Source organism: Streptomyces sp. L500, from assembly GCF_054551825.1.
Map to the genome: position 1 here is coordinate 1 of NZ_JBTOLC010000038.1, position 25,846 is coordinate 25,846.

Here is a 25,846-nt window from a genome sequence, read left to right on the forward strand (position 1 = left end):
TCCCTGCCGTCCTCGCTCGGGATGACCCTGGCCCGTACCGCCGCCGCAGGCGGTGCCAAGCCCAAGCGCCGCGCGGCCAAGAAGTCCGGCTCCGCCGCCTCCGGCGACAGCCTGGCCTCGCCGATGCAGGGCACGATCGTCAAGGTCGCGGTCGAAGAGGGCCAGCAGGTCAACGAGGGCGACCTCGTCGTGGTCCTGGAGGCCATGAAGATGGAGCAGCCCATCAACGCCCACCGCTCCGGCACGATCAAGGGGATCACCGCCGAGGTCGGCGCGTCCGTCTCCTCCGGCGCCGTGATCTGCGAGATCAAGGACTGATCCAAGGACCGATCCGAGGGCTGATCCGGGGCGTTCCCCGGTCCGCCGCCGCCCACGGGCCCCGCCGCACCGGCCGGGGCCCGTGGGCGTTCGTCGTCCGGGGCCCCCGGCGGCCTGGCATCCTTGACTGACGGGGGAACGAGGGACTGACGGGGACTGTGATCGGGAGGACGGACGGAATGGCGACCGACGCGGCGCAGACGTCACCACGACCCATGCGCGCGGACGCACGGCGCAACTACGAGCGGCTGCTCACGGAGGCCCGGACGGCGTTCACCGAGCACGGGACGGACGCCTCGCTGGAGGACATCGCCCGGCGGGCCGAGGTGGGCATCGGCACGCTCTACCGGCACTTCCCCAATCGCACGGCGCTGATGAGCGCGGTGTTCCAGGGCGAGGTGGACGGCATCCTCGCACGCTCGCGCGAGCTGCTGGCGGCTCCCGAGCCCTGCCGGGCGCTGGTCGCCTGGCTGCGGGCCATCGTGGCGCACGCCAGCACCTATCGCGGTCTCTCCCGGGCGCTGATGGCCGCACAGACGGACGAGGGCTCCGCCATGTCGCGGTGCAGCCTGCCGCTGCGCGAGGCGGGCCGCGCACTGCTCGCCCGTGCCCAGCGGTCCGGCGCCATCAGCCCCGATGTGGACATCGTGGACCTGATGCAGCTGACGAACGCCATCGCGCTGGCGGCCGAACAGTCCCCGGATGACCCGGAGTTGGCCGACCGCCTGCTCACGCTCACCCTGACCGGGCTAAAAGCCCGGCCGTAGCCTTCGCCGGGGAGAGCTCGCGAATCCCCGGTGCTCCCGCGGCCATGGGGGTCATCGGACCTGCCTACCGTCGGCGGGGTGCCAGGTCCGCCACCCGGGCCGTGGCCTGCTCGCCCAGGGAGACGGCGCTGCGCAGCTGGGCGCCCGGCGGCCCGCCCTGGACCGGGCCGGGCTGCTGGCCGTGGCCCAGCGGCAGGTTTCTGCGCTGGCCGGGCAGCGGGGGTACGTCCCGGCGGCGCGGGGACGCCGTGGGGACCTCCCCGTGGACGACGCCCGCCGCCGGGCCGCTGCCCGCGCCCGGACCGGCCACCGAGATGTGGACGCCCTGGTCGGCCAGGGCCTGGAGCTCGGTGGCGGCCCGCTCGTCGTGGACGGGCGGCTCGTCGGTGACCAGCCGGGTGATCACATCGGTGGGCACGGTCTGGAACATGGTGTCCGTGCCCAGTTTGGTGTGGTCGGCGAGGACGACGACCTCCGCCGCCGCCTGTACCAGCGCCCGGTCCACGCTCGCGGAGAGCATGTTGGACGTGGACAGCCCGCGCTCGGCGGTCAGCCCGCTCCCGGACAGGAAGGCCCGCGAGACCCGTAGCCCCTGGAGGGACTGTTCGGCCCCGCTGCCGACCAGCGCGTAGTTCGAACCTCTGAGCGTGCCGCCGGTCATGACGACCTCGACCCGGTTGGCATGGGCCAGGGCCTGGGCGACGAGCAGGGAATTGGTGACCACGGTCAGACCCGGTACACGTGCGAGCCGGCGGGCCAGCTCCTGGGTGGTCGTACCGGCGCCGACGACGACGGCTTCGCCTTCCTCGACGAAGCTCGCCGCGAGATCGGCGATTGCCGTCTTCTCGGCGGTCGCTAGATGGGATTTCTGCGGGAAGCCGGACTCCCTGGTGAAACCGCCCGGCAGCACCGCACCGCCGTGCCGGCGGTCGAGCAGTCCTTCGGCCTCCAGCGCCCGCACGTCCCGCCGTACGGTCACTTCTGAGGTCTGGACGACGCGGGCGAGCTCACGGAGCGAAACCGCCCCGTTGGCCCGCACCATTTCGAGGATCAATTGACGACGTTCTGCAGCGAACACGAAACCGACAGTAACGCCAACGTCCATCTGTTTTCAGCAGGTTGCAGCAATTAACGGAAGTTGTCCGTAGTGCGACCCAAGAGGTGGTATAGGGAACCGGAACAAACCACTCCCCCACCGCTCCTCCTGGGCCTTCCCTCGGCCTTCCTCAGGCTTCGCGCTGCGTCTTCCTCGTGTGCAACTGCCGCGCCACCTCGGCGACCGACCCCGAGAGGGACGGGTAGACGGTGAACGCGTTCGCGATCTGCTCGACCGTCAGATTGTTGTCGACGGCGATCGCGATCGGATGAATGAGCTCACTGGCCCGCGGCGAGACGACCACACCACCGACGACGATGCCCGTGCCGGGCCGGCAGAACATCTTCACGAAACCGTCGCGAATGCCCTGCATCTTCGCCCGCGGATTGCGCAGCAGCGGAAGCTTGACGACCCGGGCGTCGATGAGACCGTTGTCGACATCGGCCTGGGTGTACCCGACCGTCGCAATCTCCGGATCCGTAAATACGTTCGCGGATACCGTCTTGAGATTGAGCGGCGCCACCGCGTCGCCCAGGAAGTGGTACATCGCGATGCGGCCCTGCATGGCCGCCACCGACGCCAGCGCGAACACACCGGTGCAGTCGCCGGCCGCGTAGACGCCGGGCGCGGACGTCCGCGAGACCTTGTCCGTCCAGATGTGCCCGGACTCCTGGAGCCGGACCCCGGCCTCCTCCAGCCCGATCCCCGCCGTGTTGGGGATGGAGCCCACGGCCATCAGGCAGTGGGTACCGGTGATCACACGGCCGTCGGCCAGCGTGACCTCGACCCGGTCCCCCACCCGCTTGGCGGACTGGGCGCGCGAGCGCGCCATCACGTTCATGCCGCGCCGCCGGAAGACGTCCTCCAGCACGGCGGCCGCGTCCGGGTCCTCGCCCGGCAGCACCCGGTCGCGGGAGGAGACCAGCGTCACCTTGGAGCCCAGCGCCTGGTAGGCGCCGGCGAACTCGGCACCGGTCACACCGGAGCCCACCACGATCAGCTCTTCGGGCAACTCGTCGAGGTCGTAGACCTGCGTCCAGTTCAGGATGCGCTCGCCGTCGGGCAGCGCGTCCGGGATCTCCCGGGGGTGGGCGCCGGTGGCGACCAGCACGGCGTCGGCGACCAGCGTCTCCTCGGTCCCGTCGGCGGCCGTCACGATCACCCGGCGCGAACCGTCCGGCGCCTGCTGCGGCTCCAGCCGCCCGCGCCCGCGCATCACACGGCCGCCCGCGCGGGTCACCGAGGCGGTGATGTCATGCGACTGGGCCAGCGCCAGACGCTTCACACGACGGTTGACCTTGCCCAGGTCCACGCCCATCACACGGGCGGCCTGCTCCAGCGGCGGAGTGTCGTCGGCGACGATGATCCCCAGCTCCTCGTAGGAGGAGTCGAAGTTGGTCATCACTTCCGCTGTAGCGATAAGAGTCTTCGAAGGGACGCAGTCGGTCAGCACCGACGCCCCACCCAGACCGTCGCAGTCGACGACGGTCACCTCCGCGCCGAGCTGGGCCGCGACAAGCGCCGCCTCGTAGCCGCCGGGTCCGCCACCGATGATCACGATCCGAGTCACGTACTCCATTGTCCCGCACCCATCAAAGCGACTCCTTCCGGGGCCTCCTTAGCGCGATCCCTCCGTGATTCCTACGCGAATCCTCTCCGAATCCCGAGCGAAACCCGCCAGAACGTTCGCGCGATCCTCCCTTCGAGATTGCCACCCCAAATGCCGTTCCGCCTCACTCCCGTACCCTCGGAACCATGTCGCTCTACGCCGCGTACGCCGGCAACCTCGACGCGCGGCTGATGTCCCGCCGCGCCCCCCACTCACCGCTGCGCGGCACCGGCTGGCTCAACGGCTGGCGGCTGACCTTCGGCGGAGAGCAGATGGGGTGGGAGGGCGCGCTCGCCACGATCGTCGAAGCCCCCCGCTCCCAGGTCTTCGTCGCCCTCTACGACATCGCTCCGATGGACGAGGACTCGATGGACCGTTGGGAGGGTGTCGGCCTGGATGTCTACCGCCGGATGCGCGTCCGGGTGCACACTCTCGACGGAGAGGAGCCGGCGTGGGTCTACGTCCTCAACGGCTACGAGGGAGGGCTCCCCTCCGCCCGCTACCTCGGCGAGATCGCCGACGCCGCGGAATCGGCGGGCGCGCCCCACGACTACGTCATGGAACTGCGCAAGCGGCCCTGCTGAGCCCCACCGGGTATGTGCGGAAAGTGACGATTCCATCTCGTCGCAACGCACAAAGCAACAATCGGAACACCGTAACCGGCGACATCTACGCGCGTAGGCCAAGAGCGGCTACCCTCGTCCGCGTGAACGCTTCTGTAACCCCCGACATCCAGGCCGACCCGTACGCCGCGGCGGACGCCGCCGCCGCCCGTCTCCGCGAGCTCACGGGCGCCGAGACCCACGACGTCGCCCTGGTCATGGGCTCCGGCTGGGTCCCCGCCACCGACGCCCTCGGCACCCCGGAGGCCGAGTTCCCGGTGACCGAGCTCCCCGGTTTCTCCGCCGCGGCCGTCGCGGGCCACGCGGGCACGGTCCGCTCCTACAAGGTCAACGACAAGCGCGCGCTCGTCTTCCTCGGCCGTACGCACTACTACGAGGGCCGCGGTGTCGCCGCCGTCGTCCACGGCGTCCGTACCTCCGTGGCCGCCGGCTGCAAGACCGTCGTCCTCACCAACGGCTGCGGCGGCCTCCGCGACGGCATGCGCCCCGGCCAGCCGGTGCTGATCAGCGACCACATCAACATGACGGCGACCTCGCCGATCGTCGGCGCCAACTTCGTCGACCTCACCGACCTGTACTCCCCCCGTCTGCGCGCCCTGTGCAAGGAGGTCGACGCCAGCCTGGAGGAGGGCGTCTACGTCCAGCTCCCCGGCCCGCACTACGAGACCCCCGCCGAGATCAAGATGGTCCGCACCCTCGGTGGCGACCTCGTCGGCATGTCCACCACCCTCGAGGCCATCGCGGCCCGCGAGGCGGGCGCCGAGGTCCTGGGCATCTCCCTGGTGACCAACCTCGCCGCGGGCATGACCGGTGAGCCCCTCAACCACGAAGAGGTCCTCGAGGCCGGTCGCGACGCGGCCGCCCGCATGGGTTCCCTGCTCGCGCAGGTCCTGCCCAAGCTCTGACCTTGGACCCCACCCCGTGCCGGGGGCGCCTCTTCGCGCCTCCGGCGCGGGTTTTTCCGCGCCTCCGGCGCGGCTCTACCCCACCCACCCGCCCGATTGCCCGGCAACGGCCGGAGCCGACGCCGGCAGGGGCGGGTTAAGGCCCCACCGGCCCGCGGACGCCGTACGACAGGAGGGGCCGGGGCGGGACGGACCCCGGCAGGGGCGTAAAGCGTTATTTGCGGCGACGTGCCGGGTTCGCTGTTCCGTTGACCCCGGGCCGTAAATAATGCAGCCCCAGAGGGGTCCGTCCCGCCCCGGCCCCGGCCCACCCCGCACGGCGGGCGCACCGCACCCCGAAACCTCCGGAGGAAAAACGTGGAGCGAGACCTCATCGCACAGGCCCGGACCTGGCTCGCCGAGGACCCCGACCCCGAGACCCGCGACGAGCTCGCCAAGCTCATCGACGCCGGCGACGTCGCCGAGATCGGCACCCGCTTCGCCGGCACCCTGCAGTTCGGCACCGCCGGTCTCCGCGGTGAGCTCGGCGCCGGCCCCATGCGCATGAACCGCACCGTCGTCATCCGCGCCGCCGCCGGGCTCGCCGCGTACCTGAAGAAGCAGGGCCACACCGGTGGCACCGTCGTCATCGGCTACGACGCCCGCCACAAGTCCGCCGACTTCGCGCTGGACACCGCCGCCGTCATGGTCGGCGCGGGCCTCAAGGCCGCGCTGCTGCCGCGCCCCCTGCCCACGCCCGTCCTCGCCTTCGCCATCCGCCACCTCGGCGCGGTCGCCGGCGTGGAGGTCACGGCCAGCCACAACCCGCCGCGCGACAACGGCTACAAGGTCTACCTGGGCGACGGCTCCCAGATCGTGCCGCCCGCCGACGCCGGCATCGCCGCCGAGATCGCCGCGATCGCCAGCCTCAACGACGTCCCGCGCCCCTCCGAGGGCTGGGAGACCCTCCGCGAGGAGGACGTCGTCGACGCCTACCTGGCGCGCACCGACGCCGTCCTCACCGACGGCTCCGCCCGTGACGTCCGCGTCGTCTACACGCCCATGCACGGCGTGGGCCGCTCCGTCCTGACCGCCGCGTTCGCGCGCGCCGGCTTCCCGGAGCCCGTCGTCGTCGCCGAGCAGGCCGAGCCGGACCCGGACTTCCCGACGGTGGCCTTCCCCAACCCGGAGGAGCCGGGCGCGATGGACCTCGCCTTCGCGACGGCCCGCGCGGCCGCGGAGGCGGGCGGCGCGCCCGACATCATCATCGCCAACGACCCCGACGCCGACCGCTGCGCCGTGGCCGTGCCGGACCCCGACAACGTCGAGGGCTGGCGGATGCTGCGCGGCGACGAGGTCGGCGCGCTGCTGGCCGAGCACCTGGTGCACAAGAGCGCCCGGGGCGCGTTCGCGACGACGATCGTCTCGTCCTCGCTGCTGTCCCGCATCGCGGCGGGCGCGCCGGACGCGTCGTACGAGGAGACGCTCACCGGCTTCAAGTGGCTCGCCCGCGTGGACGGGCTGCGCTACGCCTACGAGGAGGCGCTGGGCTACTGCGTCGACCCGGAGGGCGTGCGCGACAAGGACGGCATCACGGCCGCGCTGCTCGTGGCCGAGCTGGCGGCCGAGCTGAAGCAGTCGGACCGGACGCTGAGCGACCTCCTCGACGACCTGGCGGTCGAGCACGGGCTGCACGCCACGGACCAGCTGTCGGTGCGGGTGCAGGACCTGTCGCTGATCGCTTCGGCGATGCGCCGGCTGCGGGAGGCGCCGCCGGTGGTCCTGGCCGGGCTGCACGTCGTCTCCGCCGAGGACCTGTCCAAGGGCACGGAGTCGCTGCCGCCGACGGACGGCCTGCGGTACGCCCTGGCGGGCGACGAGGCCGGGACGGTGTCGGGGGCGCGGGTCATCGTGCGGCCGAGCGGTACGGAGCCGAAGCTGAAGTGCTACCTGGAGGTCGTGGTGCCGGTGGCTTCGGCGGCGGCACTGGTGGACGCGCGCCGGCAGGCGGGCGAGGTGCTGGCGGGCATCAAGACGGACCTGTCGCGGGCGGCGGGCATCTGACGCCTGTGGCGGTGGGTCGGGGGCGGGGTGGGGCGGACGGGCCCTTACGGGGCTGAGCTCTTCGCGGCCCCTGCCACTTCAGTGCCGGGTGCCCCGCACTTGGCCCCAGCGGCGAAGAGCTCCTTACGCCCCTACCAGGGCCCATCCACCCCACCCCGCCCCCTCACGCCGTTTGTGAGCAGGCGTTCCGCAGGGCGGAACGGGTGGGCACAAACCCACCCACCGCCCCGCACCCACCCCACCCCGCCCGCCCCCTCGCCGGGCAACCCCGTTCCGGGCAATCGGGCGGGCGGGTGGGGTAGAACCCGCGCCGTCAGGCGCGGGCACCCCCACCGGGGACACCCGGAAAGCCACCGGAACCCCGCCGGAGGCGTCACGCGCGGGCGGCCCGCACCAGCAGGTCCGTGTTGGCCTCGACGTCGTGTCCGAGGTCGATCGCGTGCCGAGGCAGTTCGCCGAGGCGGTCGCGCAGGGCCCCGGTGCCGGTGGTCCCGGCGGGGAGGAAGCCGAAGACGTCGGGGTAGCGATCTTCGGTACCAGTGGTGAAGAAGTCGGTGTCGCGAACGGTGCGCTCCTCGTCCAGGGCGGTGGGTTCGGCTCCGGGGACGATCCGGGGGAAGAGGACGCGGGCCGCGTGGCCTTCGGTGGCCAGGGTCAGGCCGAGCCAGGAGTGAAGCTGGTCGGGGAAGAACTGCGGCTTCAGCTCCTTGCCGGACTCCTTCCACAGGGGTGTGCGGCTGCCGGAGTGGAGGGCGTCGGTCACTTTCTGGTGCTGGGTGGGATGGAGCTGTTCGCCGCGCTGGACGCGTTCGCTGACCTGGTCGTACCAGCCCAGCGCCTCGAGGAGGCCGAAGCCGATGGCGGCGGCCGAGGGCCAGGGCAGGACGCGCAGTCGGCCGTCCTCGGGGCGGATGAAGACGCGGTCGTTGGCCAGCAGCTGCCAGCCGGCGCGGGCCAGCAGAAGCCCCACGGTGGTCTTTCCGGCGCCCTTGTCGCCGAGGGTCAGTACTGCCCGTCCGTCGCGGACGACGGCGGAGGCGTGCAGGATCGACCAGCCGTCTGCCAGCAGCCGGCCACGGACGACCTCGCGGACGAGGCGGGCGGCGGCCAGAGCGACGGGGACGTCCTCACAGCCGTAGATGTGCAGGGGGCCGCCGGGCTCGGCCTTGTAGGCGGTCTTGTCCTCGGGCTGGGCAGCGAAGATCATGCCGTCGCTCTCGCGGCGGATCAGCATGCCGGTGTTGGCGTAGACGGTCTCCTCGTGGGGGTGATCGGCTACGTGCCGGGTGATCTCGGTGACCCGGTCGGGGTTGACGTCGGCGTTCACCGGGGCGTCGGGGGCCGGGGTGGTGCTGGTGGCGTTCCACCAGGGGCCGAAGTAGCGCAGCGCCCAGTCGGTGACCACCGTGCTGTTGCTGGTGACGGTCGCGGCCTGGGTGGCAGTGGCGATGCGGGTGGCGGTCTTTGTCACCGCGGTCTTCTCCTTCCGTGAGGGGTGCGCGGGGGCGTACAGGTGGGAGAGTGGCTGGTAGGCGTCGCGGAGTTTGGCGTCGGCGGCGACGAGTTGCCGGGCCTCGGCGGCGCCGAGCCGGGGGAGGCACACGGTCGGGGTTCCGGCGGTGAAGCGCAACGGAATTCCGATCCACCGGTATTCGTGGTTGACGCACAGCTCCACCACGCGGTCCTCCAGGCCGAGTCCGGCGCTGAGAGTGGCGATGACGGCGCCGGCGGGGCCGCAGCGGGTGCGACCGAGACCGGCGTTGATACGGGCCGGGCGGTCGGCCAGCTCGCGCCGGACCCGGCCGACCGGCACATCAGCGGGCCGGCCGTTCACTCGGGTGGCCGACGCGCAGACCACCGCCTGGTCGCCGTGCTCGCCGATCACGTGGCCCTCGACGGCTTCCACGGGAACGTCCAGGAGGCGGGCGAGGGTGAGGCGGTAGCGGGCGGTGTCGGTGTTCGTGCCGACGCCGTAGACGCGGTGGCAGCCGGAGACCTCGGCGAAGAGGCGGGCCATGATGTCGACGGGGTTGGTCACCATGACCACGAGTCCCTGGTAGTGAGCCAGGGTGCGGGCCAGGGCGGCGATGACGGGGGCGTTGGCGTACAGCCCCGCCATGCGCACGTCGGTGCGGTCGGTGTTGACGAATTCGGCCCTCGTGCAGATCACCACCGCCTCGCAGGAGACCAGCTCACGAGGACTGGTGGTGTGGACCGCCCGGACTGGGGAGCCGATGACCTGGCACATGTCCTCCAGATCGGTCACCAGAGCCCGGGCCGAGAGACCCGTGCGGGAGACGACGCGGACGGACTCGCACCAGCCGCCGGCCGCCAGCAGCATCGCGACACTCTGTCCGACGGCCCCGGCGCCGATCACCCCGATCGCTCCGGACCTTACGGCGGTCACCGGTTTGCCGCCTTCACCACGCCGGCCAGTGCCAGCCGCCACACCGCCCGTGGGTCCGTCCCCGCGACCAGGCCGGCGGTCGCGTTCCCCAGCAGCCCGCACACCGCCTCGGCCTGCGCGATGATCTTTCCCGCGTGCTCGGGCAGGGGCAGGTCGGGCGGGCAGGTCAGGTAAGTGCTGAGGATGTTGGTGGTGTCCATCAGCCACAGCACCACCAGGTGGCGCAGCCACTGGGCCCGCTCGTCCGGCCGCAGGTCGGCGGTGAGCACGTCGGCGAACTCCTCGAGGCCGGCCGCCGTGGCGTCGGCGGTCACCAGGTCCGGGGAGGAGGCCATCAGGTGGAGGACGGTCCGGGAGACGAGCTTGGCCGGGTCGGTCTGGGGGCGGCCGCGCCCGAGGCCGGGGTCGAGGAAGACGGGTCGTCCGTCGGCCCCGTCGGGGAAGACCACGTGGTCGGGCTTGAGGTCGCCGTAGACCACCGGTCGATGCCCGGCCGCCGGGGTGGGTCGCAGCCGCCGCAGCCGGAGTGCCACGGTGGCCAGCGCCTCGCCTGCCTGCCCGGCCTTGCGCAGGTAGGTGGGGCCGCTGATGCCGTTGAACTTGCGGTCGAAGGTGGAGCCGATGCCCCGCTCGATGATGGCGGCCTCGTCGACGGCACGCGCGATGGCCGGCCGCTGGAGCCCGGCCAGTTCGACCACGGCCCTGGTCAGCAGTTCCCCCGCCCGGTGCGGCTTCTTGGCAAGGAGGTCGGCGAGCGTCGGCCCCGATACGGGCTCGGTGAACAGCACCCCGCCGTGGCACCCGGCGACCTGGCAGGCTCGTGCGCCGGCTTCCCGCACGATGGCCAGGCCCCGCGCCTCGCGCTCCAGCAACGCCCCCGGTGAACCCTGGTAGGCGGCCTGGGCCGCCCGCACCTGGGCCCAGTCGCCGGCCGTTCCCCGCAGGACCGAGACCAGCGACAGTCCCAGTAGGGAGACCTTCGCGTACCGGAGACGGCCGTTCACCGTCAGGTGGCGCACGTAGGCGGTGACGCTCGGCGTGTGCTGGCCGAGGCGCACGGCAGCGCCCGGCCACAGCTCGGCGGCAGCCTTTCTGATCTTCTCGTCGGCGTAGGCGAAGACCTCAGCGGCGGAAATGGCGCTCGAAGTGGTGGCCATCAGCGGCCTCCCACTGTGGCCGCGTGCCGGTCGCCGGTCGTACGACACGTATGAGTCACCGTCGTCTCCTTCTCGTCCCAGGGGGCGGTGAGCTTCAGTGAACGGCCGTACAGCGGTCGGCAGGAGGGGCCAGGATGTAGGGCAGGCGTAGGCCCGTGTAGGCCAGGGAGGCGACGGGATCGTGCCGACCAAGCAGGAACTCGCCGAACTCATCCGCAACGCGTGCGAGGAGCGCGGCTGGGGTCCGACCAGACTCGCCCGAGAGGTCAGCATCGCGGCCGGGCGGCCCCCAAGCGCAATCGAGCGACAGTACGCCCGGCGCTGGATGTCCGGTGAACGCTCGCCGACCTACTGGCTCCCGTACGTCGCAAGGGTCCTCGACCTGGACTTGGACACTGCCAGGGCGTCGCGATCCACGGTGTCCGAGGTGGGGGCCACCGATACCGTGGCCTCAGTCATCCAGTTGGGGAGGAGCGACGTGGACCGCCGGAACTTCCTCGCCGCGACGAGCGGTTACGCCCTCAGTACCTTGGCGCTGCCCGACCTGGACGGCATCACCCGCCGTACGAAGACCGCCCGGGCGGCCGGAGTCGTCCGCGTCGGCGTCGGCGAGGTCGCCGCGGTGAACCAGATGGTCAAAGCCCTGGGCGACTCCGCCGCCGAGCTCGGCGGCGGGCACGCCCGGCACCTGGCCGTGCGCTACCTGACCGATGACGTCGCCCCCTGGCTCAACGGCAAGTACACCGAGACCACCGGCCGCGCGCTGTTCGCCGCCACCTCCCAGCTCGTCCACCTCGCCGGCTGGATGGCACAGGACGAAGGCGACGCCCCCGAGCACCAAGGGCGCGCGCAGCAGTACTACGCGCACGCCTACCGTCTCGCCGCCGAGGCCCACGATCCCGAACTCTCCGCGACCGCGCTGCGCGGCCTGGCGGTCCAGGCCGTCGACCTCGGCTTCCGGGCCGAGGCCGTCCAACTCGGTGAGGCGTGCGTGCGATACGGCAAGGACATCGACAACGCCCGAGCCGTCGCCTACTACGAGGCCACCCTGGCCAACGCCGCCGCCCAGGACAACGACCGCCGTCTGGCCACCCGGCACCTCGCCCTCTCCGAAAGCGCCATCGGCCGCTCACCGGCCAGGGCAGGCGGCGAATCCTGGGCCGCCCACTACTCCCCCGGCCGCTGGGCCCACGAATCCGGCATGATCCTCGCCCGTCTCGGCGACCTCGACGCCGCCGAGGAGCACCTGCGCCTCGCCCTCGACATCCACGGCCTCGACCGCCGCCGCACTCGCGCCATCGTCCTCGCCGACCTCGGCGGCGTACGCCTGCGCCAAGGCGACGTGGACGGCGCCCTCACCGCCTGGAGCGAATTCGTCGACTGTGCGGAAGGCATCCGCTCGGTGAAGGTCCACAAGGCCGCCGACGACATGCGCACTCGACTGAACCGGTTCCGTGCCATGCCCGAGGCCGAGGAACTGCGTGGGCGAGCGGCGCTGATCCGTGCCGGGCAATCGGACGGGTGGGTGGGGTAGAACCCGCGCCGCCAGGCGCGGGCACCCCCACCGGGGGCACCCGGAAAGCCGGGCTCAGCCGATCGCGGCGAGCGCGGCGAAGAGCAGCAGCCCCACGGCCGAGGGCGCAATCAGCTCGTAGGCCCACCGCACCGTGGGCGAACCCTGCGCCCCCTCCCGCGAAGCGCCCCGCTCCGCGAGCTCGCGCAGGTCCTCGATCGCCTGGTCGGACGGGGCCCGCAGGGGCCCGGAGGGGCGGGGGGTCACGGAGGCGCGCCCCGTGACGTCCTCCGCCGCGTCCCGCGCCTGCCGCCGCGCCGCCCGCTTGCGCTGCTTCAGCGACACGGGGATGGCCCAGAGCTGGTACTTCTTCCCGTCCGCGAAGACCTCGCTGGAGTAGCCCGCGCGGACGCCCTCGACGGAGGCCCACGGCAGGGTGATCGTGCGGAAGGGGTTCCGCACCAGCAGCCGGTCCTCGCCCGCCCACACCGCGGGCCGCAGCGTGAAGGCGACGATCAGGGGCAGCGCGAAGAGCAGTCCCGCCAGCGCGAGCCACGGCGCGTTGCCCGTGCCGCGCAGCATCACGTCGCCGCCCAGCCACGCGGACAGGGCGAGCAGCAGGACACCGCCGCCGATGCCGGCGGAGGAGCGGAAGCACCGCTCGGCGTAGTCCTGGCCGGGGGCGTCAGGGGATCTCGTCATGGCGCCGATTCTGCACGACCGGGCGCGGCTACGGACGACCGGTGGCGGGCGTGCTCGGCCGGGTGCTCGGCGGCGTACTCGACGTGAGGTCCGCGTAGACGACGATGTTGTCGGGCCGGTGGCCGTCGCGGATGTCGCCGCCGCAGGTGACGAGGCGGAGCTCGGGGCGGTCGGTGTTCCCGTAGACCCGCTGGGTGGGGAAGTTCTTCTTGTCGACCTGTTGCAGTTCGCGAACGGTGAAGGTCGCCGTGGAGCCGTCGGCGCGGGTGACGGTGACGCGGTCGCCGGTGCGGACCTTGGCGATGTCCTTGAGGACGGCCGGGCCCTCGGCGGTGTCGTAGTGGCCGATGAGGACGGCGGGGCCGGTCTCGCCGGGGGTGACGCCCTTGTCGTACCAGCCGATGCGGTCGGCCTGGGCGACGGACGGCACCTCGACGGTGCCGTCGTCGGCGAGGCCGAGTTCCAGGACGGGTCCGGTGTCGACGGAGGCGGCCGGGATGCTGACGCGTACGGGCTTGGAGGCGGGGAGCGCGGGCACGCCGGAGGGGCGGGGGGCCGAGATCGCCGGCACGTGCGCGCCGGCCTTGGCGGTGTGCGGGCCGGTGCCGCAGCCGAGCAGTCCGCCGCCGAGGGCGACGGCGAGCAGCGCGGCCGCCGCGGCCCGGCGGGCGCGGGCGCCGGGGCGGGCGAGGTCGCCGGAGGAGGGTGTCATCGGAGCTCCTGGACGTGGCGCTGCGGCGCGAGGGCGGGCCGCCGGTGAGGTGGCGGCCCGCCCTCGCGGGTCGGTCGGTCGCGGGTCGGTCGGTCTGTCGTGGATCAGGCGGCGGAGCCGGCGACGCGGCGGCGCAGCACGGCGAAGGCGACGCCCGCGGCGCTGACGGAGGCGAGGGCGCCACCGGCGGCGAGGAGCATGGTGTCGTTGCCGTCGCGCACACCCTCGGCGCCTGCCGCCACGCCACCCTGCGGGATCGCCTTGGTCTGGGCGAGCTGGGCGGAGGCGTTGACGGCCTTGGCCTGGGTGGCGTTGGCGGCGGAGCCGGTGGACGCGCCGCTCTTGCCGGCCGGCTGACCCTTGGGGAGGGCGAAGGTCTTGGTGGCGCCGTTTCCGGTCACCTCGAGCACGGGGGCGGAGCCGTCGGCGTCGACCAGGCGCAGCTGAAGGCCCTCGATCGTCGCGGACGTGTTCTCGCGGTCGAGCTTGCCGACGACCCTGACCATGTACGTGTCGCCGGGCTTCCACTGCTCGCCGACGTGGCGGATCCACGCCTCGGGGCCGCCGGCCTCGGGGTCGTTGCGGAGCACGGCGACCATGCCGTTGCCGATGTAGACGGCGTTGCCCGCGTAGCGGACGGCGGTGACGGGGCCCTGGCCGGCGCCGCCCTTGTCGTTGAGGATCTCGCCGGTCAGGGCGGTGAGAGTGAGCGTCATGCCGTTGTACTCGAACGTCACGTTCCGGCCGTTGGCCTTGACGGACTTGACGACCTCGCCACCCGAGATGATGTCCACACGGTGGGTCTCGGGACCCGACTCGTAGACCTTCGCCAGGCTGCCGTCCGCCAGGGTCACCTTGCGGTGCAGCCACCAGCTGCCGAAGACCTTCTGGCCGCCGAGGACCTCTCCGGTCAGGGCGGTGAGGGTCAGCTCCATGCCGTTGTACTCGAACGTCGCGTCCCGGCCGTCGACCTTGACCGACTTGACGATCTCGCCGCCGGAGATGATGTCGACACGGTGGGTCTCGGGGCCCGACTGGTAGACCTTCGCCACGCTGCCGTCGGAGAGGGTGAGGGTGCGGCGCAGCCACCAGGTGCCGACGACCTTCTCCTCGCCACCCTTGCCGGCCTCGGCCTTGGTGCCCGTCTCGGTCTTGGCCTTCGTGCCCGTCTCGGCCCTGGTGCCCGTCTCGATCTTGGCGTCGGCGTCCTTCTTGATGGCAGTGCCGGTGCCGGTGCCCGTTGCGGTCTCGGTCTTCTTCTCCGCAGCCGGCTCGGTCGCCTTCGCGGCGGGAGCCGTGGGGGCGGCGGGAGCCGCAGGAGCCGTCGGCTCGGCCGCGAACGCCGCGGCGGCCGGGGCCAGTACGGCACCCGCGAGGGCGGCGGTGGTGATCGCGGCACGCAGTGCGGAGCGGCGGCGCGGGGACAGAGCAGACATGCAGGGCTCCTAGTGGAGTCAGAGGTAGGGGATTCGCATGCCGCTTTCCTCGGTTCGGTTGAGGCCGGAGAGGTCGGGCGGGGTTGCTGAGAAGAATCTATGGATCTTGTGTGATCACGTCTTCGCGTATTTGTCACCAAACATCGACAGCAACCGGAAGATGACCCATCGCTTGCCACTGAATCAGGATGAGTCAGGACATGTCACCCGCCCTGGAAGAAGGGCCTCCGGAGGGGGTGACACGCGCTACGCGCGTAGATATGCTCATCCGGTGACCATGACCCCCTCCCCGAGGTTCCCCTCATCCGGCAATGAAGCCGCTGAGCGACTCGCTTCGATGGCGGACGTCACCGCCTCCGACGCCTCGCTGCGCCGCTTCCTGCACGGCCTCCCGGGCGTCGACCCGGTCGGGCTGGAGGCCCGCGCCACGGCGCTGGGCACCCGATCGATCAAGACGACGGCGAAGGCGTACGCCATCGACCTGGCGATCTCCATGATCGACCTGACGACCCTGGAGGGCGCGGACACCCCCGGCAAGGTCCGGGCGCTGTGTGCCAAGGCCCTCAACCCGGACCCGACGGACCGCGGCACCCCGCGCACCGCCGCGATCTGCGTCTATCCCGACATGGTGGCGACGGCGGCCGAGGCCCTCGCGGGCTCGGAGGTCAAGGTCGCCTCCGTCGCGACGGCCTTCCCGGCCGGCCGCGCCGCCCTCCCCGTCAAGCTGGCCGACACGGCCGACGCCGTCGCCGCGGGCGCGGACGAGATCGACATGGTCATCGACCGCGGCGCCTTCCTCTCCGGGCGCTATCTGTCCGTCTTCGAGGAGATCAAGGCCGTCAAGGACGCCTGCCGCCGCGCGGACGGTTCCGCCGCCCGACTGAAGGTGATCTTCGAGACCGGCGAACTGTCGACGTACGACAACATCCGCCGCGCCTCCTGGCTGGGCATGCTCGCGGGCGCCGACTTCATCAAGACGTCCACCGGCAAGGTCGCCGTCAACGCCACCCCGGCGAACACGCTGCTGATGCTGGAGGCCGTGCGCGACTTCCGCGTCGCGACCGGGGTACAGGTCGGAGTGAAGCCGGCCGGCGGCATCCGGACGACCAAGGACGCGCTGAAGTTCCTGGTGCTGGTCAACGAGACCGTGGGCGAGGAGTGGCTGACCAACGAGTGGTTCCGCTTCGGCGCCTCCAGCCTCCTCAACGACCTGCTGATGCAGCGCCAGAAGCTGAGCACCGGGCGCTACTCCGGTCCCGACTATGTGACGGTGGACTGATCATGGCTTTTGAATACGCTCCGGCGCCCGAGTCCCGCTCGGTCGTCGACATCGCCCCGTCGTACGGGCTGTTCATCGACGGCGAGTTCCGCGAGGCGTCCGACGGGAAGGTCTTCAAGACCGTCTCGCCGTCGACGGAGGAAGTGCTGTCCGAGGTCGCGCAGGCCTCGGCCGAGGACGTCGACGCTGCGGTGAAGGCCGCCCGCAAGGCGTTCGAGAAGTGGTCCGCGCTGCCGGGTGCCGAGCGCGCGAAGTACCTCTTCCGCATCGCCCGGATCATCCAGGAGCGCTCGCGCGAGCTGGCCGTCCTGGAGACCCTGGACAACGGCAAGCCGATCAAGGAGACCCGCGACGCGGACCTCCCGCTGGTCGCCGCCCACTTCTTCTACTACGCGGGCTGGGCCGACAAGCTCGACCACGCCGGTTTCGGGCCGGGCCCCAAGCCGCTGGGCGTCGCCGGTCAGGTCATTCCCTGGAACTTCCCGCTGCTGATGCTGGCGTGGAAGATCGCCCCGGCGCTGGCCGCGGGCAACACCGTCGTGCTGAAGCCGGCCGAGACCACGCCGCTGTCGGCGCTGTTCTTCGCCGACATCTGCCGTCAGGCGGGCCTGCCCAAGGGCGTCGTCAACATCCTCACCGGTGACGGCACGACCGGCGCCGCGCTCGTCGCGCACGACGGGGTCGACAAGGTCGCCTTCACCGGCTCCACCGCCGTCGGCAAGGCCATCGCCCGGACCGTCGCCGGTACGGACAAGAAGCTCACCCTGGAGCTGGGCGGCAAGGGCGCCAACATCGTCTTCGACGACGCGCCGATCGACCAGGCGGTCGAGGGGATCATCAACGGGATCTTCTTCAACCAGGGCCAGGTCTGCTGCGCCGGCTCGCGCCTGCTGGTGCAGGAGTCGATCCAGGACGAGCTGCTGGACGCCCTGAAGCGCCGGATGGGCACCCTGCGGGTCGGTGATCCGCTCGACAAGAACACCGACGTCGGCGCGATCAACTCCGCCGAGCAGCTGGCCCGCATCCGGGCGCTCGCCGACAGCGGCGAGGCCGAGGGCGCCGAGCGCTGGGCCCCGGCCTGCGAGCTGCCGGCGAACGGCTACTGGTTCGCCCCGACGCTGTTCACCGGCGTCTCCCAGGCGCACCGCATCGCCCGCGAGGAGATCTTCGGGCCGGTGCTGTCGGTGCTGACGTTCCGCACGCCAGGCGAGGCCGTCGCCAAGGCCAACAACTCGGAGTACGGCCTGTCGGCCGGCATCTGGACCGAGAAGGGCTCGCGGATGCTCGCCGTCGCGAGCAAGCTGCGCGCCGGTGTGGTGTGGGCCAACACGTTCAACAAGTTCGATCCCACGTCGCCCTTCGGTGGTTACAAGGAGTCCGGTTTCGGGCGTGAGGGCGGTCGTCACGGGCTGGAGGCCTACCTCGATGTCTGATCGTCTCAGTGTCTTCAAGACCTACAAGCTGTTCGTCGGGGGCAAGTTCCCCCGGTCCGAGAGCGGGCGGGTGTACGAGGTGACCGACTCCAAGGGCAACTGGCTCGCCAACGCGCCGCTGTCGTCCCGCAAGGACGGCCGTGACGCCGTCGTCGCGGCCCGCAAGGCCTTCGGCGGCTGGTCGGGCGCGACCGCCTACAACCGGGGCCAGATCCTCTACCGCGTCGCCGAGATGCTGGAGGGCCGCCGGGACCAGTTCGTCGCCGAGGTCGCCGACGCCGAGGGGCTGTCGAAGTCCAAGGCCGCCGCCCAGGTGGACGCCGCGATCGACCGCTGGGTCTGGTACGCGGGCTGGACCGACAAGATCGCCCAGATCGCCGGGGGCACCAACCCGGTGGCCGGGCCGTTCTTCAACGTCTCCTCCCCCGAGCCGACCGGCGTCGTGGCCGTCGTCGCCCCGCAGGAGTCGTCGCTGCTGGGCCTGGTCTCCGTGATCGCCCCGGTGATCGCGGGCGGCAGCACGGTGGTCGTCGTCGCGTCCGAGAAGGCGCCGCTGCCCGCGCTGTCGCTGGGCGAGGTGCTGGCCACCTCCGACGTGCCCGGTGGCGTGGTCAACATCCTGTCCGGCAAGGCCGCGGAGATCTTCCCGGCCCTCGCCGCCCACCAGGACGTCAACGCCCTCGACCTCGCGGGCGCCGACGCCGAGCTGGCGAAGGCCCTGGAGATCGCCGCGGCCGACAACCTCAAGCGCGTCGTCCGTCCACAGGCTGTGGACTGGTCCGCCGACCCGGGCACCAAGCGCCTGATGGCGTTCCAGGAGACGAAGACCGTCTGGCTCCCGACGGGTTCGCTGGGCGCGGGCGGCTCGTCCTACTGACGGACCCCGGACGTCACGACATGACGACGGCGGCGGTTTCCCTTCCGGGAAGCCGCCGCCGTCCTGTCGTGGCGACCGTTTCAGCCGCCGTTGCCCGGCAGCACGTTCAGCGCCTGGCCCACCAGGGGCAGGTCCCCGACCTGCCCCCGGTTGGTGACCGGGGCCGTCACCACGTCGGTGCCGACGGGCTTGAAGTCCGCGACCTGCGTGCGGGCGCCGTTGTTCAGCGGGTCCACCGGGGTGGCCGCGAGCGGGTGGTACTTGAAGGTCTTCAGCACCGGCGAGAGCCCCTCGACGGACTTCTCCAGGGCGATGCCGGTGCCCGTGAACGCCGCCCCGACGTCCGTGCGGCCCAGCTCGGCGCGCGGCGCCTGCGGTTCCGCGTGGGCCGTGGCCGCTCCGCCCGTGGCGAGCGCCGCGCCCGCAGATACGGTCAGCCCGACGCGCATCAGCGTGCGCCGGCGCGGAGGAGGAGGGGACGCGTGACGTGGGTGACGTGCGTGGGAGGCCATGACCACCTGCCGTGAGAAGGTTGCGAACGACAACGCAACGTAGTGGATTCGCCACTCACCGCGCACGTCGCGACCCAGGGGGATCCCCCATGCGGCCCAATGCCTCACACTGGTGTCCCGTGACCTCCCACTCGCCCGCCGCGCGCGTCATCCTGCTCACCGGCCCCTCCGGCTCCGGAAAGTCCTCCCTCGCCGCCCGTACCGGGCTGCCGGTGCTCAACCTGGACGACTTCTACAAGGAGGGCGACGACCCGACGCTGCCGCTCCTCCCCGAAGGCGGCACCGACTGGGACTCGCCGCTGTCGTGGGACGCGGAGGCCGCCGTGGCCGCGATCGACGAGCTGTGCCGCACGGCCCGGACGAACGTGCCCGTGTACGACATCTCCACGAGCTCGCGGACCGGTGAGAGCGGCCTGGACATCGGGCGGACGCCGCTGTTCATCGCCGAGGGGATCTTCGCCGCCGACATCATCGGCCCGTGCCGGGACCTCGGCCACCTCGCGGACGCCCTGTGCCTGCGTGGCCGGCCCTCCGCCACGTTCCGCCAGCGGCTGCTGCGCGACGTCCGTGAGGCCCGCAAGCCCGTTCCGTACCTGGTCCGGCGCGGCCTGCGGCTGATGCGCGCCGAGCGCGGCATCGTGGCCCGCCAGACGGCGCTGGGCGCCTTCGCCTGCGGCCGGGAGACCGCCATGGGCCGCATCGCCGCGGCGGCCGCCGGCCACCGCGAGACCGTCCGCGTCTGACGCGCGGGCACCGGAGCGCTCGGCAGAAACGTTCCCGCGCGGGCGAGGGAGCGCGAAAACGGCGAGAGCGGGCCCGGCGGTCCCCCCGACCGCCGGCCCGCTCTCTCCCCCCGTTTTCCCCCGTTGGTCCTGCTGTTCCCCCCGTGATCCCCGTGGTCCCCCGTGACCCCGGGTCCGTCCGTTACGCCACGAGCTCCCCGAAGGACTCGCGGACGCCCCGGCCGGAGCCGATCGCCTCGTCCTCGCGCAGCCGCCGCAGCGACCGCCAGATGCTGCTCTTGACCGTGCCGACGCTGATGTCCAGGATCTCCGCGATCTCCGGGTCCGTCCGGCCCTCGTAGTAGCGCAGGACGAGCATGGTGCGCTGGAGCTCGGGGAGCTTGGCGAGGGCCTGCCAGAGCACGGCGCGCAGCTCGGTGCCGCGCATCGCGTCGGTCTCGGCGGCCGTCTCCGGCAGCTCCTCGGTCGGGTACTCGTTGAGCTTCCGGCGGCGCCAGGCGCTGATGTGGAGATTGGTCATGGTGCGGCGCAGATAGCCGCCGACCGCCGCCTTGTCGGAGATCCGGTCCCAGGCGCGGTACGTGGAGAACAGCGCGCTCTGGAGCAGGTCCTCCGCCTCGTGGCGGTCGCCGGTCAGGTGGTACGCGGTCGCGTACAGGGAGGCCCGGCGCTCCTGGACGTAGGCGGTGAACTCCGCCTCCGTCCGCGACACACCGGTGTCGCTCCCCCCGTCGGCCGTGGCGGCGCCCCCCGCGCCCACCGTGGCCTCCCCGTACACGATCGCGTCGATGGCCACCATGTACGGCGGCCTTGAGTTGCGTCCGGTGCCGCGAGCGCACCCCCGCCCGCCCACGGCACCGGACTTCTCGGTGCCCCGCCCGGCGTCGTGCAGGCGCGTGCGAACTGCGCTGGTCGCAGTGGCGTGCAGTGCGTTCATCTCGCGCCCCCCGTCGGTTGGAGCCAGTTGGTCCGGCAGTGTTCCCGGACCGCTGTCCTGCCCGGTGCATCACAGCCTGCCGGGCCAGTTTCATGGCGTTGTCCGCCGACTGTCACAGCCCTGCAACAGGCCCCGCCGCGCCCGTTGCGGGGCCGGCCCCGGTCGCTGCGGCGTCCTTCTGTCGAACTACCGGCCACTCTTAGGCCAGAATGACCACTGTGCCTTTCCTGTTGCTGATCGAGGACGACGACGCCATCCGCACGGCTCTGGAGTTCTCCTTGTCCCGCCAGGGTCACCGTGTGGTGACCGCCGCGTCGGGCGAGGAGGGCCTGAAGATGCTGCGGGAGCAGCGTCCGGACCTGATCGTGCTGGACGTGATGCTGCCCGGTATCGACGGGTTCGAGGTGTGCCGGCGGATCCGGCGGACGGACCAGCTGCCGATCATCCTGCTCACGGCGCGCAACGACGACATCGACGTGGTGGTCGGGCTGGAGTCCGGCGCCGACGACTATGTGGTCAAGCCGGTGCAGGGCCGGGTGCTGGACGCCCGGATCAGGGCGGTGCTGCGCCGGGGCGAGCGGGAGTCCAGCGATTCGGCGTCGTTCGGTTCGCTGGTCATCGACCGGTCGGCGATGACGGTCACCAAGAACGGCCAGGACCTCCAGCTGACCCCGACGGAGCTGCGGCTGCTGCTGGAGCTCAGCCGCCGGCCGGGCCAGGCGCTCTCCCGGCAGCAGCTGCTGCGGCTGGTGTGGGAGCACGACTACCTGGGCGACTCCCGGCTGGTGGACGCCTGTGTCCAGCGGCTGCGCGCCAAGGTCGAGGACGTGCCGTCCTCCCCGACGCTGATCCGTACGGTCCGCGGCGTGGGGTACCGGCTGGACGCCCCGCAGTGATCCCCTCCGGGGGCGGCAGTGACGGACACGAGGACTGAGAGCGGACAGTGACAGAAGAGCCCGGTCGGGTGCGGGGCTGGGCGGCGGCCAGGAACCTCCTGAAACCGAGCATGCGGTGGATCAGCCTGCGGCTGCGCCTGATGCTGGTCTTCGCGCTGGTGGCCCTCGCCGCGGCCGTCTCCGCGTCGGCCATCGCGTACTGGCTGAACCGTGACGCGGTCCTCACCCGGACGCAGAACGCCGCCCTGGACGACTTCCGCAAGTCGTTGCAGGACAACACCGGTTCACTGCCGCTCCTGCCCACGTGCGCGGACCTCCAGGAGGCGGCCGACCGGATGGCGGCGACCTCGCAGAAGTACGAGGTCCTGCTGATCGGCAACGTCAAGGGCGGCGCCGCCTGCGCCGCGCCCTCCGACCGCGATCTGTTCACCCTGTCCGTCGTGCCGAAGTCGCTGATCACCGCCGTGAACCGGGAGCGGAAGGTCGACGAGTCCAATCCGTACCCGTACCACCTGTACTGGCAGCGGATCACCCTCGGCGGCAAGCCGTACCTGGTCGGCGGCGCGAAGGTGATCGGCGGCGGGCCGACGGGCTATCTGCTGAAGTCCCTGGAGAACGAGCGGGCCGACCTCAACTCCCTGGCCTGGTCGCTGGGGATCGCCACCGGCCTGGCGCTGATCGGCTCGGCGCTGCTGGCGCAGGCGGCGGCCTCCACCGTGCTGCGGCCCGTGCAGCGGCTCGGCGACGCGGCGCGCAGACTGGGCGAGGGGAAGCTGGACACCCGGCTGCGGGTCTCGGGCACGGACGAGCTGGCGGATCTGTCGCGGACGTTCAACAAGACGGCCGAGGCGTTGCAGAAGCGGGTGGAGGACCTCAGCTCCCGGGAGGCGGCGAGCCGCCGGTTCGTCGCCGACATGTCGCACGAGCTGCGCACCCCGCTGACGGCGATCACCGCGGTGACGGAGGTGCTGGAGGACGAGGCGGACTCCCTGGACCCGATGATCGCGCCGGCGGTGCAGCTCGTGGTGAGCGAGACCCGCAGGCTGAACGACCTGGTGGAGAACCTGATGGAGGTCACCCGCTTCGACGCGGGCACGGCCCGGCTGGTCCTGGACGACGTGGACATCGCCGACCAGATCACCGCGTGCATCGACGCGCGGGCCTGGCTGGACGCCGTCGAGCTGGACGCCGAGCGCGGCACGATGGTCCGCCTCGACCCGCGCCGGCTCGACGTGATCCTGGCCAACCTCATCGGCAACGCCCTCAAGCACGGCGGTTCGCCGGTGCGGGTCTCGGTGCGACAGACGGAGGAGGCGCTGGTGATCGCGGTGCGCGACCACGGGCCGGGCATCCCCGAGGAGGTCCTCCCGCACGTCTTCGACCGCTTCTACAAGGCGAGCGCGTCGCGGCCGCGTTCGGAGGGCAGCGGTCTGGGGCTGTCCATCGCGCTGGAGAACGCCCATATCCACGGCGGCGAGATCACAGCGGAGAACTCCCCCGAGGGCGGTGCCGTCTTCACGCTGACGCTGCCTCGTGACTCGGCCCCGGCCCCGGACGGCGATCCGGCCCCCGGCGGCGGTGCCTCGGCGCCCGAGCGGGGCCCGGCCGAGGGGGAGGGCCGATGAGGCCGACGATCCGCACGGCCGCCGCGGCGGCCGGGGTGTTCGCGCTCGCGGCCGGGCTCTCCGGCTGTGGCATCCGGGGCACGGCCGTGCCCGTGGACGCCGGCAGCGCGCCCTCGCGGGCCACGTGCGTGGTGCACGGCCCGCAGGCCTCGGCGACACCGGGCAGCGCCACCACGTCCGTTCAGCTGCTGTGCACCTCGCTGCTACTCCCCGTGACGCGGCTGGTGTCCGTGCCGGAGGGCGGCGACCCGGCGGCGCTCGCCCGGGCGCTGCTGGACGAGCTCAAGCGGCCGCCCTCGCCCGCCGAGGACGAGGCCGGTTTCTCCACGGCCGTCCCCCAGCAGCTGACCGTCAGCGGCCCGGCGAAGGGCGATCCGGCGGGGGCGCTCCGGCTGAACATGCCCCCCGACGACCTGGCCCCGCTCGCGCTCGCGCAGGTCGTGTGCACGTTCGCGGGGACGCCGGCGGCCGACGCGCGGCCCACGGTGATCCTGGGCGGCCCGTCGGGCGACCGTCCCAAGAGTTACGCCTGCACCGACGCGACGCGTACGCATCCGGAGACGGTGCAGGGCAACGGCAGTCCACTGCCGCCGGCCGACGGGCGCTGACTCTCTGTACCCGGACGCGGAACCGCGCGCCCCGCGTGCGGCGTCATGGGGGGCGTGCAGCGTCATGGCTACGGCGGTACGCCCGCCCTCCGACACCGCTACCGCGTGGCGGGCTGTGTCCTCCTGGCCGCCCATGTCCTCGTGGTCGGCTGGCTCGCCCTGCGGCCGTTGACCGCACCCTGGGTGAGCGCCGCGCATATGGAGCCGCTGGCCACGATCCGGGCCGATCTGGCGCTGAGCCCCTGGGAGGCCGCGCGTTCGATAGGGGCCGGGGTGCTGCCGTTCGCGCCGCTGGGAGTGCTGCTGCCGTGGGCGGGGGGCCGGATCGGGGCGTCGACGCTGGGTTCGCTGGCCCGGACGGTCTTCACCAGCGCGATGCTCTCGCTGGCCCTCCAGGTGGTGGGCAGCGGGGTCGCGGGCCAGGTGCTGGACGTGGACGCGCTGCTGCTCAACATCACCGGGGTGACGGCCGCGCACCTCGCGGTCGTCCCGGCGGTACGGGCCCGGCTACGCCGCAGGGCCGAGGCGGGACCTACCCGGGCCCCCCGCCGGGAGGAGGCGGAGTGCGCCCTGACCCCGACGATCCCCAGGGTCGGGATCGCCCCGTAGAGTGACGCTTTGCCCGGTCCGGCGGCCGTAGCGTGGAGTCATCGTGAAGGCGAGGGGACGGCCCCTCTCCTCCCGCTCCATGGCACCTCGATGTGAAGGAGTCGCCGCCATGTCCGCTCCGCTGGTCCGCCCCCGTAACCACAGGATGATCGCCGGAGTCTGCGCGGGTCTGGCCGAGCGCTTCGGGATGTCCCGGACGACGGTGCGGGTGCTGTTCCTGCTGTCGTGCCTGCTGCCCGGCCCGCAGTTCGTCCTCTACCTCGCGCTGTGGATCCTGATGCCGTCCGAGGGCAGCGCCCGCGCGTCCGCCAAGTCCTGGTGAGCTGTCGTACGGCGAACGGGCCGCGCTCCCCTGTCGGGGTGCGCGGCCCGTTCGCCTCGTCCGACGCCGTACGCGTCACTTGATGTTGGGGGTGCCCAGGCCCGGCAGGGAGAGGCCGTTGGGGGCGATGGCCTTGGTGGGCAGGCCGCCGAGGAGACCGGCGTTGCCCTTGTTGTCGGCGGGGGCGGCGTGCTTTCCGGTGGGGGTGGTGGCCTCGGCCGTCGCCCCCCGCGGGTGCCCGGCGAGCTTCTCCGCGTGCCCGGTCAGTTTCTCGGTGGGCAGGTGCGGGGCCAGCGCGGTGTCGGCGGCCTTCGCCGACTGCTCCAGCACGCCGGAGCGGATCAGCCGGTCCGAGGCGACGAGCGCCGGGCCGCCCATCGGGGCCGCCGGGGCGAGCTGCTCCAGCGGAAGCCCCTTGGCCGCGCCGGTGGCCGTGGTGGTGACCGACTCCAGCGTGCCGGCGGCGGCGGGGCCCGCCGCGCCGACGGCGAGGGCGGCACCGACGACGGCGGCGCCAAGGGCCTTGAGAGAAGCCTGCTTCATCTGTTCTGTCCTCGACTCGTGACGGGGATCGTGACGGGGATGCCGTAAGAAATGGGGAGCGGCATTGCAAACTAGCCACGAGTCCGCCGCACCCGCAATCAATGACACGGCCGGGGCCCTGTCGGACCCCGGCCGCATTCACGGTATCGGCCGCCGTCCGGGCATTACCGGGCC

The 25,846-nt window shown here is 72.2% G+C and carries 25 protein-coding genes; 15 read left to right on the plus strand and 10 right to left on the minus strand.

All coding sequences use genetic code 11. The annotated features are described in order from the left end of the window. Together ACX9I7_RS25810 and ACX9I7_RS25815 are read left to right on the plus strand one after the other, a co-directional pair. Positions 1-318 (plus strand): acyl-CoA carboxylase biotin carboxyl carrier protein subunit (locus tag ACX9I7_RS25810; protein WP_459388668.1); only part of this gene is annotated, 318 nt, incomplete at its 5' end. Between the two features lie 215 nt (positions 319-533). Beyond that, on the plus strand, positions 534-1,085 hold the full coding sequence (locus ACX9I7_RS25815; RefSeq protein ID WP_387567320.1) for a TetR/AcrR family transcriptional regulator: 552 nt from the start codon (positions 534-536) through the stop codon (positions 1,083-1,085). A 64-nt stretch (positions 1,086-1,149) separates the two neighbouring features. Here ACX9I7_RS25815 and ACX9I7_RS25820 read toward each other — a convergent pair whose 3' ends face one another. Together ACX9I7_RS25820 and ACX9I7_RS25825 are read right to left on the minus strand one after the other, a co-directional pair. Then, positions 1,150-2,190 (minus strand): DeoR/GlpR family DNA-binding transcription regulator, encoded by a 1,041-nt coding sequence (locus ACX9I7_RS25820; RefSeq protein ID WP_459388669.1) that lies wholly within the window; start codon positions 2,188-2,190, stop codon positions 1,150-1,152. A 121-nt stretch (positions 2,191-2,311) separates the two neighbouring features. Beyond that, positions 2,312-3,760 (minus strand): NAD(P)H-quinone dehydrogenase, encoded by a 1,449-nt coding sequence (locus tag ACX9I7_RS25825; protein ID WP_387567097.1) that lies wholly within the window; start codon positions 3,758-3,760, stop codon positions 2,312-2,314. Between the two features lie 176 nt (positions 3,761-3,936). Between ACX9I7_RS25825 and ACX9I7_RS25830 the strand changes: the two genes are divergently transcribed. From ACX9I7_RS25830 to ACX9I7_RS25840, 3 genes are all read left to right on the plus strand, one after another. Beyond that, positions 3,937-4,374 carry a gamma-glutamylcyclotransferase gene (locus ACX9I7_RS25830; protein ID WP_126915713.1) on the plus strand — a complete coding sequence of 146 codons (438 nt, stop codon included), beginning with the start codon at positions 3,937-3,939 and terminating at the stop codon, positions 4,372-4,374. A gap of 122 nt (positions 4,375-4,496) precedes the next feature. Beyond that, on the plus strand, positions 4,497-5,318 hold the full coding sequence (locus ACX9I7_RS25835; protein ID WP_126915712.1) for a purine-nucleoside phosphorylase: 822 nt from the start codon (positions 4,497-4,499) through the stop codon (positions 5,316-5,318). A gap of 357 nt (positions 5,319-5,675) precedes the next feature. Further along, positions 5,676-7,361, plus strand: a complete 1,686-nt coding sequence (locus ACX9I7_RS25840; RefSeq protein WP_358634647.1) for a phospho-sugar mutase — start codon at positions 5,676-5,678, stop codon at positions 7,359-7,361. Between the two features lie 373 nt (positions 7,362-7,734). Here ACX9I7_RS25840 and ACX9I7_RS25845 read toward each other — a convergent pair whose 3' ends face one another. Both ACX9I7_RS25845 and ACX9I7_RS25850 read right to left on the minus strand, forming a co-directional pair. Further along, a complete protein-coding gene (locus ACX9I7_RS25845) occupies positions 7,735-9,768 on the minus strand; it encodes a lactate/malate family dehydrogenase (RefSeq protein ID WP_459388670.1) in 2,034 nt (677 codons plus the stop codon). Continuing rightward, complete coding sequence (locus ACX9I7_RS25850; RefSeq protein WP_459388671.1) at positions 9,765-10,925, minus strand: phosphotransferase; 1,161 nt, start codon at positions 10,923-10,925, stop codon at positions 9,765-9,767. The genes ACX9I7_RS25845 and ACX9I7_RS25850 overlap by 4 nt, the downstream gene beginning before the upstream one ends. A gap of 181 nt (positions 10,926-11,106) precedes the next feature. On the opposite strand from ACX9I7_RS25850, the gene ACX9I7_RS25855 reads away from it, so the two are divergent. After that, positions 11,107-12,459: a tetratricopeptide repeat protein gene (locus tag ACX9I7_RS25855; RefSeq protein WP_459388672.1), complete on the plus strand. Its 1,353-nt coding sequence runs from the start codon at positions 11,107-11,109 to the stop codon at positions 12,457-12,459. A 54-nt stretch (positions 12,460-12,513) separates the two neighbouring features. Here ACX9I7_RS25855 and ACX9I7_RS25860 read toward each other — a convergent pair whose 3' ends face one another. The 3 genes from ACX9I7_RS25860 to ACX9I7_RS25870 form a co-directional block, all read right to left on the minus strand. Next, positions 12,514-13,140, minus strand: coding sequence for a PH domain-containing protein (locus ACX9I7_RS25860; protein ID WP_459388673.1), 627 nt, complete (start codon positions 13,138-13,140; stop codon positions 12,514-12,516). A gap of 28 nt (positions 13,141-13,168) precedes the next feature. Beyond that, positions 13,169-13,852 carry a class F sortase gene (locus tag ACX9I7_RS25865; RefSeq protein WP_459388674.1) on the minus strand — a complete coding sequence of 228 codons (684 nt, stop codon included), beginning with the start codon at positions 13,850-13,852 and terminating at the stop codon, positions 13,169-13,171. Between the two features lie 104 nt (positions 13,853-13,956). Continuing rightward, positions 13,957-15,288 carry a hypothetical protein gene (locus ACX9I7_RS25870; protein ID WP_459388675.1) on the minus strand — a complete coding sequence of 444 codons (1,332 nt, stop codon included), beginning with the start codon at positions 15,286-15,288 and terminating at the stop codon, positions 13,957-13,959. Between the two features lie 337 nt (positions 15,289-15,625). On the opposite strand from ACX9I7_RS25870, the gene deoC reads away from it, so the two are divergent. From deoC to ACX9I7_RS25885, 3 genes are read left to right on the plus strand one after another with little or no spacing between them, the layout of a single operon-like run. Beyond that, positions 15,626-16,567 carry a deoxyribose-phosphate aldolase gene (gene deoC / locus ACX9I7_RS25875; protein WP_387567113.1) on the plus strand — a complete coding sequence of 314 codons (942 nt, stop codon included), beginning with the start codon at positions 15,626-15,628 and terminating at the stop codon, positions 16,565-16,567. Between the two features lie 2 nt (positions 16,568-16,569). Next, complete coding sequence (locus ACX9I7_RS25880; protein WP_459388676.1) at positions 16,570-18,000, plus strand: aldehyde dehydrogenase family protein; 1,431 nt, start codon at positions 16,570-16,572, stop codon at positions 17,998-18,000. Continuing rightward, entirely contained in the window at positions 17,993-18,877 is an 885-nt protein-coding gene (locus tag ACX9I7_RS25885) for an aldehyde dehydrogenase family protein (RefSeq protein WP_459388677.1), read from the plus strand. Before ACX9I7_RS25880 ends, ACX9I7_RS25885 begins: the two co-directional genes overlap by 8 nt. An 80-nt stretch (positions 18,878-18,957) precedes the next feature. On the opposite strand, the gene ACX9I7_RS25890 is transcribed toward ACX9I7_RS25885, so the two are convergent. Further along, positions 18,958-19,326: a hypothetical protein gene (locus ACX9I7_RS25890; RefSeq protein ID WP_387567116.1), complete on the minus strand. Its 369-nt coding sequence runs from the start codon at positions 19,324-19,326 to the stop codon at positions 18,958-18,960. A gap of 152 nt (positions 19,327-19,478) precedes the next feature. On the opposite strand from ACX9I7_RS25890, the gene ACX9I7_RS25895 reads away from it, so the two are divergent. Continuing rightward, positions 19,479-20,132 carry a uridine kinase family protein gene (locus tag ACX9I7_RS25895; protein WP_358634521.1) on the plus strand — a complete coding sequence of 218 codons (654 nt, stop codon included), beginning with the start codon at positions 19,479-19,481 and terminating at the stop codon, positions 20,130-20,132. A gap of 181 nt (positions 20,133-20,313) precedes the next feature. Here ACX9I7_RS25895 and ACX9I7_RS25900 read toward each other — a convergent pair whose 3' ends face one another. After that, on the minus strand, positions 20,314-21,069 hold the full coding sequence (locus ACX9I7_RS25900; protein ID WP_387567118.1) for a SigE family RNA polymerase sigma factor: 756 nt from the start codon (positions 21,067-21,069) through the stop codon (positions 20,314-20,316). A 218-nt stretch (positions 21,070-21,287) separates the two neighbouring features. Here ACX9I7_RS25900 and afsQ1 point away from each other — a divergent pair, with 218 nt between their 5' ends. The 5 genes from afsQ1 to ACX9I7_RS25925 all read left to right on the plus strand — a co-directional run bounded on the left by afsQ1 (position 21,288) and on the right by ACX9I7_RS25925 (position 25,129). Beyond that, on the plus strand, positions 21,288-21,965 hold the full coding sequence (gene afsQ1 / locus ACX9I7_RS25905) for a two-component system response regulator AfsQ1 (protein WP_189453544.1): 678 nt from the start codon (positions 21,288-21,290) through the stop codon (positions 21,963-21,965). 110 nt (positions 21,966-22,075) lie between these two features. Next, positions 22,076-23,590 carry an ATP-binding protein gene (locus tag ACX9I7_RS25910; protein WP_459388678.1) on the plus strand — a complete coding sequence of 505 codons (1,515 nt, stop codon included), beginning with the start codon at positions 22,076-22,078 and terminating at the stop codon, positions 23,588-23,590. Continuing rightward, the gene (locus ACX9I7_RS25915; RefSeq protein ID WP_387567122.1) at positions 23,587-24,198 is read left to right on the plus strand and encodes a hypothetical protein; all 612 of its coding nucleotides are present in this window, start codon (positions 23,587-23,589) and stop codon (positions 24,196-24,198) included. The genes ACX9I7_RS25910 and ACX9I7_RS25915 overlap by 4 nt, the downstream gene beginning before the upstream one ends. A gap of 54 nt (positions 24,199-24,252) precedes the next feature. Then, positions 24,253-24,807 (plus strand): VanZ family protein, encoded by a 555-nt coding sequence (locus ACX9I7_RS25920; protein ID WP_229820329.1) that lies wholly within the window; start codon positions 24,253-24,255, stop codon positions 24,805-24,807. Positions 24,808-24,916: 109 nt separating this feature from the next. Further along, positions 24,917-25,129: a PspC domain-containing protein gene (locus ACX9I7_RS25925; RefSeq protein WP_358634528.1), complete on the plus strand. Its 213-nt coding sequence runs from the start codon at positions 24,917-24,919 to the stop codon at positions 25,127-25,129. A 75-nt stretch (positions 25,130-25,204) separates the two neighbouring features. Here the strand turns inward: ACX9I7_RS25925 and ACX9I7_RS25930 are convergent, their stop codons facing one another. Beyond that, positions 25,205-25,672, minus strand: coding sequence for a hypothetical protein (locus tag ACX9I7_RS25930; RefSeq protein WP_189452922.1), 468 nt, complete (start codon positions 25,670-25,672; stop codon positions 25,205-25,207). Between the last annotated feature and the right edge of the window lie 174 nt (positions 25,673-25,846).

Coding starts and splice junctions, on each gene's coding strand:
- ACX9I7_RS25865 (WP_459388674.1), bottom strand. CDS start 13,852: ATGACACCCTCCTCCGGCGACCTCGCCCGCCCCGGCGCCCGCGCCCGC.
- ACX9I7_RS25925 (WP_358634528.1), top strand. CDS start 24,917: ATGTCCGCTCCGCTGGTCCGCCCCCGTAACCACAGGATGATCGCCGGA.
- ACX9I7_RS25815 (WP_387567320.1), top strand. CDS start 534: ATGCGCGCGGACGCACGGCGCAACTACGAGCGGCTGCTCACGGAGGCC.
- deoC (WP_387567113.1), top strand. CDS start 15,626: ATGGCGGACGTCACCGCCTCCGACGCCTCGCTGCGCCGCTTCCTGCAC.
- ACX9I7_RS25830 (WP_126915713.1), top strand. CDS start 3,937: ATGTCGCTCTACGCCGCGTACGCCGGCAACCTCGACGCGCGGCTGATG.
- ACX9I7_RS25930 (WP_189452922.1), bottom strand. CDS start 25,672: ATGAAGCAGGCTTCTCTCAAGGCCCTTGGCGCCGCCGTCGTCGGTGCC.
- ACX9I7_RS25885 (WP_459388677.1), top strand. CDS start 17,993: ATGTCTGATCGTCTCAGTGTCTTCAAGACCTACAAGCTGTTCGTCGGG.
- ACX9I7_RS25860 (WP_459388673.1), bottom strand. CDS start 13,140: ATGACGAGATCCCCTGACGCCCCCGGCCAGGACTACGCCGAGCGGTGC.
- ACX9I7_RS25915 (WP_387567122.1), top strand. CDS start 23,587: ATGAGGCCGACGATCCGCACGGCCGCCGCGGCGGCCGGGGTGTTCGCG.
- ACX9I7_RS25890 (WP_387567116.1), bottom strand. CDS start 19,326: ATGCGCGTCGGGCTGACCGTATCTGCGGGCGCGGCGCTCGCCACGGGC.
- ACX9I7_RS25825 (WP_387567097.1), bottom strand. CDS start 3,760: ATGGAGTACGTGACTCGGATCGTGATCATCGGTGGCGGACCCGGCGGC.
- ACX9I7_RS25870 (WP_459388675.1), bottom strand. CDS start 15,288: ATGTCTGCTCTGTCCCCGCGCCGCCGCTCCGCACTGCGTGCCGCGATC.
- ACX9I7_RS25820 (WP_459388669.1), bottom strand. CDS start 2,190: ATGGACGTTGGCGTTACTGTCGGTTTCGTGTTCGCTGCAGAACGTCGT.
- ACX9I7_RS25880 (WP_459388676.1), top strand. CDS start 16,570: ATGGCTTTTGAATACGCTCCGGCGCCCGAGTCCCGCTCGGTCGTCGAC.
- ACX9I7_RS25895 (WP_358634521.1), top strand. CDS start 19,479: ATGCGGCCCAATGCCTCACACTGGTGTCCCGTGACCTCCCACTCGCCC.
- ACX9I7_RS25910 (WP_459388678.1), top strand. CDS start 22,076: ATGCGGTGGATCAGCCTGCGGCTGCGCCTGATGCTGGTCTTCGCGCTG.
- ACX9I7_RS25900 (WP_387567118.1), bottom strand. CDS start 21,069: ATGAACGCACTGCACGCCACTGCGACCAGCGCAGTTCGCACGCGCCTG.
- ACX9I7_RS25850 (WP_459388671.1), bottom strand. CDS start 10,925: ATGGCCACCACTTCGAGCGCCATTTCCGCCGCTGAGGTCTTCGCCTAC.